At 73.7% G+C, this 16464-nt stretch carries 12 protein-coding genes; 8 read left to right on the top strand and 4 right to left on the bottom strand.

The window, feature by feature from the left end:
* Positions 1-11: 11 nt before the first annotated feature.
* Entirely contained in the window at positions 12-1424 is a 1413-nt protein-coding gene (gene lpdA / locus ACWG52_RS09035) for a dihydrolipoyl dehydrogenase (protein WP_453128392.1), read from the bottom strand.
* Between the two features lie 83 nt (positions 1425-1507).
* On the opposite strand from lpdA, the gene ACWG52_RS09030 reads away from it, so the two are divergent.
* Positions 1508-2416: a LysR family transcriptional regulator gene (locus tag ACWG52_RS09030; RefSeq protein WP_389809191.1), complete on the top strand. Its 909-nt coding sequence runs from the start codon at positions 1508-1510 to the stop codon at positions 2414-2416.
* 27 nt (positions 2417-2443) lie between these two features.
* Here the strand turns inward: ACWG52_RS09030 and treY are convergent, their stop codons facing one another.
* Complete coding sequence (treY, locus tag ACWG52_RS09025; RefSeq protein WP_389809189.1) at positions 2444-4723, bottom strand: malto-oligosyltrehalose synthase; 2280 nt, start codon at positions 4721-4723, stop codon at positions 2444-2446.
* 82 nt (positions 4724-4805) lie between these two features.
* Here treY and ACWG52_RS09020 point away from each other — a divergent pair, with 82 nt between their 5' ends.
* Positions 4806-6095, top strand: coding sequence for an MFS transporter (locus tag ACWG52_RS09020; protein ID WP_389809186.1), 1290 nt, complete (start codon positions 4806-4808; stop codon positions 6093-6095).
* On the opposite strand, the gene glgX is transcribed toward ACWG52_RS09020, so the two are convergent.
* Positions 6080-8194 (bottom strand): glycogen debranching protein GlgX, encoded by a 2115-nt coding sequence (gene glgX, locus ACWG52_RS09015; protein ID WP_389809183.1) that lies wholly within the window; start codon positions 8192-8194, stop codon positions 6080-6082. The two genes, ACWG52_RS09020 and glgX, sit on opposite strands and share 16 nt — an antisense overlap.
* Positions 8195-8480: 286 nt before the next feature.
* On the opposite strand from glgX, the gene ACWG52_RS09010 reads away from it, so the two are divergent.
* Both ACWG52_RS09010 and ACWG52_RS09005 read left to right on the top strand, forming a co-directional pair.
* Positions 8481-9758 carry an SAV2148 family HEPN domain-containing protein gene (locus tag ACWG52_RS09010; protein WP_266353737.1) on the top strand — a complete coding sequence of 426 codons (1278 nt, stop codon included), beginning with the start codon at positions 8481-8483 and terminating at the stop codon, positions 9756-9758.
* Between the two features lie 121 nt (positions 9759-9879).
* Positions 9880-10617, top strand: a complete 738-nt coding sequence (locus ACWG52_RS09005; protein ID WP_453129054.1) for an exonuclease domain-containing protein — start codon at positions 9880-9882, stop codon at positions 10615-10617.
* 6 nt (positions 10618-10623) lie between these two features.
* On the opposite strand, the gene ACWG52_RS09000 is transcribed toward ACWG52_RS09005, so the two are convergent.
* Complete coding sequence (locus tag ACWG52_RS09000; protein WP_390168466.1) at positions 10624-11505, bottom strand: phosphotransferase enzyme family protein; 882 nt, start codon at positions 11503-11505, stop codon at positions 10624-10626.
* Between the two features lie 84 nt (positions 11506-11589).
* Between ACWG52_RS09000 and ACWG52_RS08995 the strand changes: the two genes are divergently transcribed.
* The 4 genes from ACWG52_RS08995 (at position 11590) to ACWG52_RS08980 (ending at position 16452) form a co-directional block, all read left to right on the top strand.
* The gene (locus ACWG52_RS08995) at positions 11590-13755 is read left to right on the top strand and encodes an FUSC family protein (protein WP_389809177.1); all 2166 of its coding nucleotides are present in this window, start codon (positions 11590-11592) and stop codon (positions 13753-13755) included.
* A gap of 52 nt (positions 13756-13807) precedes the next feature.
* Complete coding sequence (gene mgt / locus ACWG52_RS08990) at positions 13808-15010, top strand: macrolide-inactivating glycosyltransferase (protein WP_390140270.1); 1203 nt, start codon at positions 13808-13810, stop codon at positions 15008-15010.
* Between the two features lie 20 nt (positions 15011-15030).
* Positions 15031-15615: a DUF1697 domain-containing protein gene (locus tag ACWG52_RS08985; protein WP_453128388.1), complete on the top strand. Its 585-nt coding sequence runs from the start codon at positions 15031-15033 to the stop codon at positions 15613-15615.
* Between the two features lie 84 nt (positions 15616-15699).
* Entirely contained in the window at positions 15700-16452 is a 753-nt protein-coding gene (locus ACWG52_RS08980; RefSeq protein ID WP_389809166.1) for a DsbA family protein, read from the top strand.
* Positions 16453-16464 lie beyond the last annotated feature (12 nt).

Raw genomic sequence — 16464 nt, 5'->3', positions numbered from 1 at the left:
CTCGCCCCGGGCTACCGCTGGTGCAGGCCGCGTCCCGCCAGGCTGAGGAACGCCTCCCCGACCGCCTCCGACAACGTCGGGTGGGCGTGGACGTGCCGGGCCACATCGGCCGGCTCCGCGTCCCACCCCACGATGAGTTGGCTCTCCGCGATCATCTCCGACACGTGCGGCCCCACCAGGTGCACGCCGAGCACCCGCCCGCCCCGCTCCGCGACCACCTTCACGGTGCCGCCCTGCCCGTGCACCATGCCCTTGGCCACGGCGGTCAGCGGCATCGTGTTCACCACCACGTCGTACGCCGCCTCGCGCGCCTGTGCCTCCGTCAGCCCGACGGCGGCGGTCTGCGGGGCCGAGTAGGTCACCCGCGGCACCGCCGCGTAGTCCACCGGCGCGCTCGCCACCCCGGCCAGGGTCTCGGCGACCAGGAGCCCTTCCGCGAAGGAGGCGTGGGCCAGCCCGAGCGAGGGCGGTGGCAGCAGGTCGCCCACCACATGGATCCCCGGGACGGCGGTCTCCAGCCGCGACCAGTGGGCCGGAACCACGAACCCCCTCTCGTCGGTGGCCAGTCCGGCCGCCGCGAGGTCCAGGCCGTCGGTCACCGGGACCCGCCCGACCGCCACCAGCAGCCGCTCCGCCCCGATCTCCAGCAGCTCTCCGCGCGCGGTGCGCACGGTGGCCCGGACGCCTCCGGAGGCGAGGCGCTCGGCCCCCTCCATCCGGGCCCCGGTCCGCACGTCGATCCCGCGCTTCTTCAGCCCCCGTGCCAGATGCCGGGACACGTCCGCGTCCTCCAGCGGGACCAGCCGGTCCGCGGCCTCGACCAGGGTCACCTCGGCGCCCATGGAACGGTGGAAGGAGGCGTACTCCACCCCGATCGCCCCGCCGCCCAGCACGAGCACCGAAGCCGGCAGGCCGGGCGCGAACAGCGCGTCGTCGCTGGTCACCACCGTGTGGCCGTCGGGCTCCAGGCCGGGCAGGGTGCGCGGCCGGGACCCGGTGGCCAGCACGATCCCCCGGGTGGCGGTGAACTCCCGTCCGTCGTCGATCCGTACGGTGCGTGGCCCCGTCAACCGGGCTCCGCCGCGCACCACCCGTACCCCGGCGTGCTCCAAGTGGCCTTCCACACCTTTGTGGTTTCGGGAGACGATGTCGTCCCGGGTGGCGGTCAGGGCCGACCAGTCGATCGACTCCACGCCCGCCCGGACCCCCCAGCGCTCGCGTGCCTCGGCGATGCCGTCGACGAGTTCCGCCGCGTGCAGCATGGCCTTGCTGGGGATGCAGCCCCGATGCAGGCAGGTTCCGCCTATCTTGTCGCGTTCCGCGAGGAGGACCCTCAGGCCCAGGGCCGAGGCGCGCAGGGCGGTGCTGTAGCCGCCCGTTCCGCCGCCGATCACGATCACATCCACGGTGCTGTCGTCGGTCATGTCGCCAGCCTGTCGCTCCCGGCGGGTCAAGTCCAAGGAAATGATCTTCTGAAGTTCATGCAGGATCTTTATGCTTCGCGGTCATGAGCCTGCGCCAGATGGAGTACTTCCTGGCCGTCGTGGAGGAGTCCTCCTTCACCCGCGCCGCGGACGGTCTGCACGTCACGCAGCCCGCCCTGTCGCACCAGGTCAAGGCCCTGGAACGGGCCGTGGGCGGAGCGCTGTTGGAGCGCAGGCCGCGTGGGGTCCGGCTCACCCCCATGGGCCGCGCCTTCCTCCCGCACGCGCAACTCGCCGTCCGTAGCGCCCGGCAGGCCGAACGGGCCGCCCGCGCCGCCGCCGGGGTGGCCGGAGGCGAACTGCACATCGCCACCGTGCACGCGCTGGCCGTCGGTCTGCTCCCGGGGGTCGCCGCCCGCTGGCGGTCCCTGCACCCGGGGGTGTCCCTGGTGCTGCGGGAGTACGGCAGCACCGAGGCGCTGGAGGAGCAGCTGGAACGGGGCGTGGCCGACCTCGCGGTGGGCCCGGAGCCCGCGGGCTGGTCGGGGCCGCTGCTGCGGATCGGCAGGGAGGAGCTGGTCCTCGTCGTCCCCTTCGACGATCCGCTGGCCGGCCGCGGGTCCGTCGGCCTCGCCGAACTCGCCCACCGCGACTGGATCCGCTGCGCGATGGAACCGTTGGTGGACGGGGTCCTCGTCCTCGACCGGGCGTGCGGGGCGCTCGGCTTCACCCCGCACACGGTGCTGCGTACGGAGCACACCTCGACGGCCGTACGGATGGCGGCCGCCGGGGTGGGCGTCGTCATGGCCCCGGCCCACATGGTCCGCGGCGCCGTCGGCGAGGACTGCGTCCTGCTCTCCCTCGACCCGCCGTGGCACCGGCCCCTGGCGGTCTTCTCCCGGGTCCCGCTGACCGGCGCCGCGGCCGCCTTCGCGGAGCTGATCGGCGCCCGCTCCGTACCGGATGCGGCCCCGGACGCGCCGCCGCACTGAGCGGCGGGCCGCCCCGGCGCCGTCCGATCACCGGCGCAGCCAGACCCCCACCGGGTGGCCGTCCAGCAGGGCGGCCACCTCGGTCGAACCGCTGTGCGACTCGGTGTCGTCCCCGGATCGGGAGGGCGGGGCGGAGGGGGCCAGGCGGGTCCAGGTGCCGGGAGGCAGGTGCAGGTGGGTGTCCCGCCAGCCGCCCGACGCGGCCAGGCGGTGGGACAGCCGGGTGGCCGCCACCAGCAGCCCGGGGGCCCGGGTGAAGGCCAGCAGATGGTCGGCCGCCGGGCCCCGGGCCAGGACCGGCGCGTAGCCCCGGAACAGCTCCGGCCGGTCCCGGCGCAGCCGTAGCAGGGTGGCCGTGAGCCCGAGCTTCTCGTCGGCCGCGTGCTCGGGGGCGGACCCGTCGTCCAGGCGGGCCAGGGCGTGGCGGGGGAAGTGGACCGGACGCCGGTTGTCGGGGTCCACCAGCGCCCGGTACTCCGTCTCCGCGCCCTGGTAGACCTCCGGGACCCCCGGCATCGCCAGGTGCAGCAGGGTCATGCCGAGCAGGTTGGCCCGGGCCGCCCCGGCCAGCTCCGCCGGGAGGTCGAGCGGATCCCGGACGTACCCGGCCACGCCCGCCTCGTACGCCTCGTCCGGCTCGGTCCAGCTGGTGTGCAGGGCCGCCTCGCGGACCGCCTTCAGCAGGGCGTCGGCCAGTCGGGGCCCGGCCTCGGGAACCTTGCCGAGGCCCAGCGCGGTCTGCCGGGCCACCCAGGCCAGCTGGGGGTCGGGCCCCTCGGGGCGGCCCATCAGCTCCGGCGCCTGGGACAGCGCCGAGATCCGGGCCCGGACGTCCGCGCTGCGCTTGGTGTCGTGCGTGGACAGGACGGTCCCGGCCGCGGGCCACTCCTCGGCGAGGGCGGCGCAGTACGCGTGGAACTCCGCGGTCGACACCGCCGGCCGCCCCGGCTCCCCGCCGACCTCGGTGGCCGACAGCAGCGGCGCGTACCGGTAGAAGGCACGGTCCTCCAGGGACTTGGCGCGCAGCGCCGCCGAGGTCTGGGCGAACCGGGCGGCGAAGGCCGGATCCCGCAGCAGCAGCTCGCGTACGGCGGCCACCGCGCCGGGGCCGGCCGCCGCGGCCGCCTGCTCCAGGGCCCGCGGCGGCAGCTCCGGCTCGCCGGGGTACGGCCGGTACACCGGAAAGGCGATCAGCAGCTCCCGCACCGCCGGAGCCAGTTCCTCACCGGCACGCCGTTCCAGCGCGCCCAGCTCGGCGGCCAGATCGCCGGTCAGCACCTCCCGCGCGGACGCCCGGGCCGTCTCCGGCCAGTGCGGCAGCCCGGTGGTCTCCCCGTACCGGGCCGCCAGTTCCGCTTCGCCCTCGGGGTCGGTGAAGACCCCGTCCACCCGGTGCAGGGCGTCGTAGCCGGTGGTTCCCGCCACCGGCCAGGCGGACGGCAGCCGCTCCTCGCGGGCCAGGATCTTCTCGACCACCACCCAGCAGCCGTCGCCGGCCGCCGCCCGCAGCCGCCGCAGGTACTGCTCCGGGTCCGCCAGACCGTCCACGTGGTCGATCCGCAAGCCCTCCGCGACCCCGTCCCGGACCAGCTCCAGCACCTTCGCATGGGTGGCGGTGAACACCTCCGGATCCTCCACACGGACCCCGATCAGATCCGAAATGGTGAAGAAGCGGCGGTAGTTGAGGCCGGTGCGGGCCTCACGCCACCAGGCCGGCCGGTACCACTGGGCGGCCAGCAGCTCGGGCAGCGGCAGCCCCGAGGTGCCCTCCCGGAGCGGGAAGTGCTGCTCCCCGTAGCGCAGCACCTCGCCGTCGACCTCCAGCTCGCAGGAGTCCACCGGCCCGGCCAGCACCGGCAGCAGCACCTGCCCGCCGCCCGCCTCCCAGTCGATGTCGAACCAGCGGGCGTACGGCGAGGCGGGGCCGTCCCGCAGCACCTCCCACAGCGGCCGGTTCAGCCGCAGCGGGGTCGGCACCGCCATGTGGTTGGGCACGATGTCGAGGACCAGGCCGAGCCCGTGCGCCCGGGCGGCTCCGGCCAGGGCCCGCAGGCCGGCCTCGCCGCCGAGCTCGGCCCGCACGCGGGAGTGGTCGGTGACGTCGTAGCCGTGGGTGGAACCGGGCGCCGCCTCCAGGACCGGGGAGAGGTGCAGGTGCGACACGCCGAGCGAGGCGATGTACGGTACGGCCGCCTCGGCCGCCGCGAAGGGGAACTCGGGGCGCAGCTGGAGGCGGTAGGTCGACGTCGGAGTGACCGGTGTCGGAACGTCAGATTCCGATTCGGGGGTCGCGTGCGGCTGGCTCATGAGAACGTACGTACCCAACCTGCCGGATTCCGTGCCATGACCCAATGCATCCGAGTGACTGCGCCGGGTTAATGTCGATCAAGTGGTTGGAACCGTCAGCACGTATCGAAAAGTCATCGCCCTGACCGGGCCCCTACTTCCGCTCGTCTCTTTCCTCGCCCGACTGCCCGTCGCGATGTCCCAGTTCGGCAGCTTCCTGCTGGTCGCCCAGACCAGCGGATCCCTCGCCACCGCGGGCACGGTCGGCGGCGCCCTCTCCCTCGGGCAGGTCCTCTTCGGACCCGTACTCGGCCGGCTCGCCGACCGCCACGGGCAGCGCCCCGTCGTCCTGGCCGCCGCCGCCGTCAACGCCGTGGCCACCGCCGCCCTCGTCGCCGGGGCGCTCACCCACCTGGCCACCGTCCCGCTCGCCGCGATCGGCGCCCTCACCGGCGCCTCCGTACCGCTGATCGGACCGCTCGCCCGCACCCGCTCGGTGGCCCTGGCCCACCGGGCCCGGTCCGACGAGAGCGTCGTCGGAGCCGTCCACGCGCTCGAAGGCACCCTGGACGAGGTCTCCTTCGTCTTCGGGCCCGCCCTCGTCGGACTCGCCGCGCTCCTCGCGCACCCGGCCGTCGCCCTCGCCGGCGCGGCGGGCCTCGTCGCCGTCTTCGGCACGATCTACGCGCTGCACCCGACCGCCGCCGTCACGGCCGGCTCGCCGGCCCCGGACCGGGTCCCGGGCGGCCGGGTCCGCTCGCCCGGAGTGGTCCACGCCGTACGCGGCTCCCTCGCCCTCCAGGGCGTGATGTTCGGCGCCTGCCAGGCGGGCATCACCGCGCTCACCATCCGGCTCGGCGTCCCGGACCAGGCCGCCGTCGTCTACTCCGCCATGGGCGTGGTCAGCGCGGTCGTCGGCATCTCGCTCGGCGGGTTGCCCGCCCGCTTCGGGCTGCGGCTGCGCTGGCGGGTGGCCACCGCCGCCGCCCTGGTGCTCTCGACGCCGCTGCTGTTCACCGACGGCCTGTGGCCGCTGTACGCCGTCGTCACCGTGCTGGGCGCGGCCTACGCACCTCACCTGATCACCGCGTTCGCGCTCACCGAGCGGGCCGTGGAACCGGCCCGGCTCTCCACCGCGATGGCCTTCGCCGCCAGCTGCCTGGTGGCCGGGCAGGCCACGGCACTGGTCGTCTGCGGGCGCCTCGCCGAGGCGTACGGGCCCGCCGGGGCCTTCGCCGTGGCCGTCGGGGCGGCCGCGCTCTGCCTGCTCCTCGCCCTCGTCACCGCGGAGCCCGCCGCCCGGACGCACCCCACGCAGGCGCGCTTCCCGGGCCCGCGGACCGACTCCTCCCCGGCGACGGACGGGAGCGGCGTCGCCTACGCCGGGCGCTGAAGCACCACCAGGCACCGCCCCGTCAGCGCCACCCGGTCACCCGCCGCGTACTGCGGCCCGGTGCCGGGTGGCAGTACGTCCGCCCGCGCCGTGTCCACCACCAACCGCCACTGCGTGCCGTGCCCCGCCGGAACGGTGAAGTCCTGTGACTCCGCGCCCGCGTTGAACATCAGCAGGAACGAGTCGTCGGTGATCCGCTCGCCCCGGGTGCCCGGCTCGGAGATCGCCTCCCCGTTGAGGAAGACGGTCAGCGCCTTCGCGTGCTGCGCCTGCCAGTCCCGCGCCCGCATCTCCTCCCCGTGCGGGGTGAACCAGGCGATGTCGGACAGCTCGTCGTGCGTACCCTCCACCGGCCGCCCGTGGAAGAACCGGCGCCGCCGGAAGACCGGGTGGTCGCGGCGCAGCCACACCATCCGCCGGGTGAACTCCAGCAGCGACGGGGCCGGTTTGCCGGGCTCCGGCCAACGCACCCACGACAGCTCGTTGTCCTGGCAGTAGGCGTTGTTGTTGCCCTGCTGGGTACGCCCGAACTCGTCGCCGTGGCTGAGCATCGGGACCCCCTGCGACAGCATCAGGGTGGCCGTGAAGTTGCGCATCTGGCGTGCGCGCAACTCCAGGATCTCCGGATCCTCGGTCGGCCCCTCCACCCCGCAGTTCCACGAGCGGTTGTGGGTCTCGCCGTCCCGATTGCCCTCCCGGTTGGCCTCGTTGTGCTTCTCGTCGTACGAGACCAGGTCGTTCAGGGTGAAACCGTCGTGGCAGGTGGTGAAGTTGATCGACGCCAGCGGTCGCCGCCCGTCGTCCTGGTACAGGTCCGAGGATCCCGTCAGCCGGCCCGCGAACTCCGCGAGCGTGCGCGGCTGCCCGCGCCACAGGTCCCGTACCGTGTCCCGGTACTTGCCGTTCCACTCGGTCCACAGCGGCGGGAAGTTGCCCACCTGGTAGCCGCCCTCGCCCAGGTCCCACGGCTCCGCGATCAGCTTCACCTGGCTGACCACCGGATCCTGCTGGACCAGGTCGAAGAACGACGACAGCCGGTCCACCTCGTGGAACTGGCGGGCCAGCGTCGCCGCCAGGTCGAAGCGGAAGCCGTCCACGTGCATCTCGGTGACCCAGTACCGCAACGAGTCCATGATCAGCTGGAGCACGTGCGGGGAGCGCATCAGCAGCGAGTTCCCGGTGCCGGTGGTGTCCATGTAGTGCCGCGGATCGTCCGCCAGCCGGTAGTACGAGGCGTTGTCCAGCCCCCGGAAGGACAGCGTCGGGCCCAGGTGGTTCCCCTCCGCGGTGTGGTTGTAGACCACGTCGAGGATCACCTCGATGCCGGCCTCGTGCAGGGCCCGGACCGCCGACTTGAACTCCAGCACCTGCTGGCCGCGGTCGCCCGACGCGTAGCCGTTGTGCGGGGCGAAGAAGCCGATGGTGTTGTAGCCCCAGTAGTTGCTCAGCCCGTCGTTGACCAGCCGGTGGTCGTTGACGAACTGGTGGACCGGCATCAGCTCCAGCGCCGTCACCCCGAGCTTGGTGAGGTGACCGATGACCGCCGGGTGCGCCAGCGCCCCGTAGGTGCCGCGCAGCTCCTCCGGAAGGTCCGGATGGTGCATGGTCAGACCCTTGACGTGGGCCTCGTACAGCACGGTGTGGTGGTACTCGTGACGCGGCGGCCGGTCGTTGGCCCAGTCGAAGTACGGATTGACCACCACCGAGCTCATCGTGTGCGGCGCGGAGTCCAGATCGTTGCGCGAGTCCGGCCGACCGAAGTGATAGCCGTACACCGCCTCGTTCCAGCTGACCCGACCGCTGATGGCCCGGGCGTACGGGTCCAGCAGCAGCTTCGCCGCGTTGCAGCGCCGCCCGCGCTCGGGCTCGTACGGTCCGTGCACGCGGAATCCGTAGCGCTGGCCCGGCATCACGCCGGGCAGGTACGCGTGACGGACGAAGGCGTCCGTCTCGCGCAGCTCCACGGCGGATTCCGACCCGTCGTCGTGCAGGAGGCACAGCTCGATGCGTCGCGCTGCCTCCGAGTAGACCGCGAAGTTGGTGCCGGCGCCGTCGTACGTGGCACCCAGCGGATACGCCTGTCCCGGCCAGACCTGCATAGATAACGACTCTTCCCTCGTTGCCCGAAGATGTCCCGGCCGACCCGGCATGGACCACGTCCCTGCCAGATCTTCCCCGAAAGAGGGGCCGCAAGCGCGGACTTGGCAGGGGTCCTATTGGGTGACCCGCAGACCTGATATGCGGGTCAGCGGACTGTGTGCGCATCGGATAATGGGTCAACGGACGGTCGCGGTAAGGGCCGTCGGGCTGCACCGGGCCGCGCGCGCGGAGTACCCTTCCGTGATCACTGGAGACGGGCGTCCAGACGCAGAAGGCGGTGCACGGGTGAGCTCGGGAGGTCTGGAGCTGCCCCCTGGTGACAGCAGTCACGAGGGTGGCCCGGCGGACGCCCCAGGGGGTGTCCCCGGCGGGACACCCGCGGGGATCCCGGCCGGGGCGGTCTCCCTGGCGGGCGGACCGGCCGAGGCCGGGGACGCGGGGACCGGCGTGGAGCTGGACTGGGGCGCGGAGGCCTGGAGCGAGGTCCGCACCCGGGCGCAGCGGGCCGGCCGTGCGTACATCTGGCTGAATCTCATCGAACAGCGCCTGCGCGCGGTGGTCGGGGCGGTGCTCCGGCCGATCTACGAACCGGTGCACGGCACCGACGACTGGGTCGTGGCGGCCGCCGGACCCGCCGGGCAGGAGTGGGTGCAGCGGGCCGTCGCCGTCCGCGAGGTCAGCCGGCGCAAGGGCTACCTGCTCGACTCGGCCGACGACAACGTGCTGAGCTTCCTGACCCTGCCCCAGCTGCGCGAGCTGATGGTCCAGCACTGGCCGTGCTTCGAGCCGTACTTCGACGACCGGCGCGAGATCGAGCTGGCCCTGGACGAACTGGAGGTCACCCGCAACGTCGTCTCCCGCAACCGGGCCCTGTCCCGGCCCGTGCTGGAGCAGGCGGAGCGGGCCTCGGCGCGCCTCCTGGAGGTCCTGGGCGGGGTCTCCGGCAGCCCGTCGGCGGAGCGGCTGCCGATCGACGCCGTCGAGGACCTGGTGGGCGACCGGTACGCGGACGTCATCTCGGTCCACCCCGACCGGGTACGGCTGCAGCGCCAGCTCCCGGCCGAGGACCTCTTCGGCGGCGCCCGGCGGCTGGACGCCATCGGCATAGGGCTCAACCTGCTGGTCCAGAACTTCTCGGGCCGAAGACTCGTCCGGCTCACGGAGGCCGGCTGCCGGGTGCGGCTGCTGTTCCTGAACCCGGCGAGCAGCGCCGTGAAGCGGCGCGAGCGGGAACTGGGACTGCGCAAGGGCGAGCTGAGCCGCTCGGTCGAGATGAACATCCTGCACGTCCGCCGGGTCCGGGCGGGACTGCGGGACCCCTCCCGCTTCGAGATCCACGTCTTCGACGAGACCCCGCGGTTCACCGCCTACCTGGTGGAGGGGCAGTCCTCGGGCATCGCGGTGGTCCAGTCCTACCTACGACGGGCACGCGGCATGGAGTCCCCGGTCCTGGTACTGCGCGGCGGCGGGCGCGGGGTGCCGAAGGACGCGGAGCACGGGCTGTTCACGACGTACCGGGAAGAGTTCGAGTCGATGTGGGAGGACTCCCGACCTGTGTCCTGACACCGGGCGTGGCGGCCCCGGCGCGCCCCCGGCGGCCTGGCTGTCAGTGCCCCGTGGCAGGCTGAAACCCGTTGACCGAAGGTGTACGGGGGAGGGGCACGGGGTGGAGGACTGGCGCGGCATGGGGGACTGGCACGGCGGTGTGCTGATCGGATTCGATCTGGAGACGACCGGCACGGAGCCGGGGGAGTCGCGGATCGTGACGGCGGCCCTGGTCGAGGTGCGGGGCGGAGCGGTGGGCGAGCGGCGCGGCTGGCTCGCGGACCCGGGGATACCGATCCCGGAAGGGGCGTCGGCGATCCACGGGATCAGCACGGAACGCGCGGTCGCCGAGGGACGCCCGGTGCGGGAGGTCGCGGACGAGGTCGCCGAGGCCCTGGTCGGGCACTGGCGCACGGGCGCGGTGGTGGTCGCGTACAACGCGGCCTTCGACCTGACCCTGCTGAGCGCCGAACTGGCCCGGCACGGGCTGCCGTCGCTGGCCGACCGGCTGGGCGGGGCGGCACGGACCGGACCGGTGGTGGACCCGCTGACCATCGACCGGGCCGTGGACCGCTACCGGCGGGGCAAGCGCACCCTGGAGGCGGTCTGCGGGGTGTACGGGGTCACCCTCGACGACGCGCACGACGCCGGGGCGGACGCGCTGGCCGCGGTCCAGGTGGCCCGCGCGATAGCCGAGCGGCATCCGGAGGTGGCGGGGCTCAGCCCGGCCGACCTGCACGCGCGGCAGAGCACCTGGCACGCCCGCTGGGCCCGCGACTTCCAGTCGTACCTGCGCCGCCAGGGCACCCCGGACGCGGTGATCGACGAGGCCTGGCCGCTGCGCGGCCTGATCCCGCCCCAGGGCCGACCCGCCTGAGGACGTCTAGAACGAACGCCACCGGGCTTCCCGGTCGCCGTCCCTGAGGGAGGCCACGCGGCGGCGGAACTCGGCCCGTGCCGCCGGGTCGGCGGGGGCGTGCTGGGCGACCCAGGCACAGCTTGCCGTCTCCCGGGCGCCGCGCAGGACCGCGCAGCCCTCCCAGTCGCGGACGTCCCACCCGTACGCCGCCACGAAGGCCTCGTACTCCTCGGACGGCATGCCGTACCGGTCCCGGGAGAGCGCCATCACCACCAGGTCGTGCTCGCGCAGATCGACCGACACGGTCTCCAGATCGACCAGGGCCGGACCGTCGGGGCCCATATGGACGTTGCGCGGCAGGGCGTCCCCGTGGATCGGGCCCCGGGGCAGCCGCGGGGTCAGGGCCGCCAGTTCACCCGCGTAGGCGTCCCGGCGGGCCCGTAGATAGGCCGCGTCGGCCGGGGCCACGGCATCCTGCGCCAGCCGCAGCCAGCGCTCGACCCCGGCCAGCAGGTCCCGCGCGGGCAGGGCGAAGGGCGGCTCGGGCAGTGCGTGCACCAGGCGCAGCAGCGCCGCCAGGTCCGCGGGCCCGGCGGGCCGTACCGCGTCCGGCAGCCGGTGCCACAGGGTCAGCGGGTGCCCGTCCACCAGCCGCGGCTTCGGCTCGGCCGCGCGGACCGCCGGGATCCCGGCCTCGGCGAACCAGCCGGACACCGCGAGTTCCCGTTCGGCCCGCTCCAGCAGCGCCGCCTCCCGTCCCACCTTCACCACCAGGTCGCCGATGGCGAAGACCGCGTTCTCGCCGAGCGCGAGGAGGACCGGCGCGCCCGAGGTGCCCGGACCGTCCGGAGTGCCCCTGGTCAGGCCCGCTGTCGCCAGTACGTTCCGTGCCCGTGCCTCGTCCATACCGCCGCTCCCGCCCCTCGCCGTGGATCCGCTCCCGCACGTCAGTATGTGGTGGCTTCCGGCAGGTGGCCCGATCCTGGAGTCATGTGCGCCGAACATGCCGGACGCGCCGACCGGGGTCCCTCGGTCGTGACACGGCGCGCCCTGCGCACCACCCTCTCCGCGTGCGCCTCGTTCTTCGTGTGCCTGTACGCGCTGGACCGGCCGGTGGCGGCGACGTACGCGCTGTTCGCCGCCGTGTCGATGGCCGCCCTCTCGCACATCCCCGGTACCGGACGCCAGCGGGCGGCGGTCATGGCCAAGGCGACCCCCGCGGCCTGGCTGCTGCTGACGATCGGCACCTACCTGGCGATCCGGACCTGGAGCGCCGTGGTCGGCATGCTCCTGATCGGCTTCTTCCTGGCCTTCGTGGCGGCGGCCGGGCCCCGCGCGGCGGGCGCCGCCCCGGGGCTGCAGCTGCTCTACATCCTGCCGTGCTTCCCGCCGTACGCGCCGGACACCCTCCTCGAACGGCTCGCGGGGGCGACCTTCGGCCTGCTGCTGCTCATCCTGGCCGAGGTCTTCCTCCTGCCGGAGAAGCGCGGGCCCACCTACCGTCGGACGGCCGCCGACGCGGCCGACACCGCCGCCCGTTGCGTCGCCGAGCTGGGCCGCGCACCGTACACGCTGTCCGCCGCCTCCGCGGAGACGGCCAAGGAGGCCGGCGGATCGCTCCGGCCCTTCCGGGTCGACGAGGCCGACCGTCCCGCCGGGCCGGGCCTGCGGGACCGCGCCCTGTCGCACGTGGGCCTGGCCGCCCGCACGCTCCTGGCCCGCCTGGTGAACCTGCCCCCGTCACCCCCGCCCCCGGGCCCCGTGCCCATGGAGCAGGAGGCGGAGGTGCTGACCGCGGTCGGCCGGGCCGTCACCGAGACCGCGGACCTGCTGGACGGCAGGGCCGACACGACCGAGGCGGCCGACGTGCTGCGGCGCGTACGGGAGCGGGCCGCCACCTCGGCGGCGCGCGAGGCACCCACGACCGCCGCGCGGGGCCGTCGGCGGGCGGCGGTGCTGGAGGTGACGGACGCGGCCGTGGCCCTGGCGACAGCTGCCGAGCTGGCCGTACGGGGCCGGCACGCGCGGGTGCCCGAGGACGTCGACTCGGGCCGGTTCTGGTACGCGGGCAAGCACGCGCCGCGCCTGTGGTGGCACCGGCTGGCGGGCCACGCCGGGCCGCGCTCCGTGTACTTCCAGAACGCCGTCCGGATCAGCCTCGCGCTGGCGGCCGCCCGTACGGTCGCGGGCGTCGACTCCTTGCCCCACGGCTTCTGGGCGATGCTGGCCGTCCTCAGCCTGACCCGGACCACCGCCGCCCAGACCCGGGCGACCGTCCGCGTGGCGATCACCGGCACCATGCTCGGCGCCCTGGTCACGGGCCTGCTGCTGGCCCTGATCGCCGGCCACACCACCGTCTACGCGATCGCCCTGCCGTTCGTGATGTTCACCGCGTTCCAGGTGGGGCCGGTCCGGGGCGTGGGCTGGGCCCAGGGCCTGTTCACCCTCACGGTGGCCTTCGTCTTCGCCCAGCTGGCGCCGGTGACCTGGCAGCTGGCCGAGGTCAGGATCCTGGACGTGATCATCGGCAGTCTGATCGGTGTGGTGTTCGGCGTGCTGGCCTGGCCGCGCGGGGCACAGCGGGAGCTGCACCGGGCGGTCGCCCTGCTGCTGACGACGGAGGCCGAGACGGTCGAGCGCACCACGGCCGCCGTGGTGGAGGGAGGACCGGGGCAGGTCCCCGACGACCGGCCGCTCCAGCACGCGCTGACCATGGCGGAGTCCGCGTTCGCCCAGCACCAGAGCGAACCACGGACGACGACCGAGGACCCGACCACGGACTGGCAGGCGGCCATGATGTCGGGCCACCACGTGCTGTGGGGCTCGCGGCGACTGTTCGTCCGCGGCGGTCCGGCCGTCGGGCCGGCGAACGGTGTCCGGCTGGACCACCGGGCGGCCGGGGTGGCCACCCGGATGCGGAAGGCGGCCGAGTGGGCGGGTGCGGGGGCGGGGGAAGCCGTGGATCCGCGCAGCGGACCGCCCGTGCCCGGCGGGCCCGCCACGGACGGTCCGCCGGGGGTCTCCTCGCCCCGGTTCTTCGCCGCGCTCGCCTGGCTCAACTCCCTCGACGTCGACGTCGACCGCATGACGGGCGCGGATCACCCGTTCGGCCCAGCGGGTCCGAACGGCGCGTCGGGTTCGCCGGGCCGGTCCTGAAGCCACCGGAAAGAAGTTGCACGAGACGTATCGTCTCGCTTACGGTTGGATCATGACCACAGCGAAGCCCGCCCACATCGCCATGTTCTCCATCGCCGCCCACGGACACGTGAACCCGAGCATCGAAGTGATCCGGGAGCTCGTGGCCCGGGGCCACCGCGTCAGCTACGCCATCCCCGCCTCCTTCGCCGAGAAGGTCGCGGAGACCGGCGCCACGCCCGTGATCTACACCTCCACCCTCCCCACCGACGACGCGCCGGAGGCCTGGGGCACCGAGCTCATCGACAACGTGGAGCCGTTCCTGACGGACGCCGTCCAGGCGCTCCCGCAGCTCGCCGCCGCCTTCGAGGGCGACGAGCCCGATCTCGTCCTCCACGACATCACCTCCTACCCCGCGCCCGTGCTCGCCCACCGCTGGGGGGTCCCGGCCGTCTCGCTCTCCCCGAACCTCGTCGCCTGGGAGGGGTACGAGCAGGAGGTGGCCGAGCCGCTGTTCGCCGAGCTGAAGGCCTCCGCGCGCGGGCAGGCGTACTACGCCGCCTTCGCCGCCTGGCTCGGCGAGAACGGCCTCGGCGAGGACGTCGACCGCTTCCAGGGCCGCCCGCGGCGCAGCGTCGTCCTCATCCCCCGGGCGCTCCAGCCGCACGCCGATCGTGTCGACGGGTCCGTGTACACCTTCGTCGGCGCCTGCCAGGCCGATCGCGGCACCACCGAGGGCACATGGCAGCGGCCCGCGTCCGCCGAGGGGAAGAAGGTCGTCCTCGTCTCGCTCGGCTCCACCTTCACCCGGCAGCCGGCCTTCTACCGCGCCTGCGTCGAGGCCTTCGCGGACCTGCCCGACTGGCATCTCGTCCTGCAGATCGGCAAGTTCACCGACGAGGCCGACCTGGGTCCCGTCCCCGCCGGTGTGGAGGTCCACCGCTGGGTCCCCCAGCTGGACATCCTGCGCCAGGCCGACGCGTTCATCACCCACGCGGGCGCCGGCGGCAGCCAGGAGGGGCTCGCCACCGCCACCCCGATGGTCGCCGTCCCGCAGGCCGTCGACCAGTTCGGCAACGCCGACATGCTCGTCTCGCTGGGCGTGGCCCGCCACGTCCCGATGGCGGAGGCGGACGCCGCGACCCTGCGCGAGGCGGTCCTCGGACTGGTCGCCGACCCCGAGGTCGCCGCCCGCGCGGAGGCCGTCCGCGCAGGGATGGCCACCGAGGGTGGCACGCGGCAGGCCGCCGACCTCATCGAGGCCGAATTGTCGTAGGAGGGTTCTAGGGTGCGCCCATGGCGAAGAAGGCGATGACGACGGCGAAGACGACGGCGAGGAAGAAGTACGCGGCCCTGCTGCGCGGGATCAATGTCGGCGGGAACAAGAAGGTCCCGATGGCGGAGCTGCGTTCGCTGCTGGAGGGGCTCGGCCACGGCGACGTGCGGACGTACCTGCAGAGCGGCAACGCCGTCTTCAGCAGCGTGCGGCAGGACCCGACGGACCTCGCCCGGGAACTGGAGGCGGCCATCGAGGCGCACTTCGGCTTCCGCGTGGCGTGCCTGGTGCTGGACGGCACGTACCTGCGCGGCGTCGCCGAAGCCTGTCCGTTCCCGGCCGCGGAGCTGGAGGGCAAGCAGCTGCACGTCACCTTCTGCTCCGAACAGCCCGGCCCGGAACGCTTCGCCGCGCTCGACGAGGCGGCGTACCTCCCCGAGGAGTACCGGATCGGTGACCGCGTCGTGTACCTCCACGTCCCCGAGGGCCTGGGCCGTTCCAAGCTCGCCGAGGCCCTCGCCAAGCCCGCCGTCGTCAAGGGCCTCGACGTGACCACGCGGAACTGGAACACCGTCGCCAAGCTCGTGGAGCTGACCGCGCCCTGATCCCGGGCGCCGAACGAAACAGGTGTGCGCCCCGAGCCGGTGACGTCTACAGTCCGGTTGTTCATCGGGAGGGGAAACGTGCAGATGAGAACAGTCGGACGGCTGGCCGCCGCAGTCGCGTGGGGAGCGCTGGCGGTGGCCACGGCCGGATGTGGCCAGGGGGCGTACGCCCCCTCGTCGAACGGGGGCGCCGCGCCCGCGACGTACGCGGGGATCACGGATCTGCCCGAGGCCCTGGCGGCAGACGGTACGACGATCACGGTGGGGGACCCGCTCGCGAAGACGGTCGTCCGGCTCTACGAGGACCCCAGGTGCCCGGTCGTGGTCGATTTCGAGTCCACCGGCGCCAAGGCGATCCGCGCGCAGACCCTCAGGCGCCAGGTGAGGACGGAGTACACGCTCGCCTCCTTCAAGGACGTCAGGCTGGGTGGCGACGGCTCCAAGCGCGCCGTCAACGCCCTGCGCGCCGCGCTGGACGGACAGAAGTTCGCCGAGTACCACGCCGTGCTGATCGACAACCAGACGGCGGTCGAGGAGTCGGGCGGCTTCACCACGGAGCGTCTGCTCGAACTCGCCGATCGGGTCCCCGGTCTGCGCGGCGAGGCCTTCGACACCGCGGTGTCCACGATGAAGCACCAGGACTTCGTCACCGCGTCGCAGTCGGCGTACGAGCACACGGGCGACGACCCGATCGGACCGGGCACCCCCTCGTTCGGAATCAACTCCGAGCTGGTCCCGGAGGAATTCCGGGGGCTCTTCTTCGAGGAGCAGCTCGCCGAGGACCTGTTGACCATGGTCCGGTCGGATCCCTCCGGCTGGCAGAACTACCAGTCGTAAGGCGCGCCCGCC

Source organism: Streptomyces sp. CLCI03 (assembly GCF_053615355.1).
Note: the sequence above shows the minus strand (reverse complement) of the source record. Positions and strands in the feature narration are given on the sequence as shown.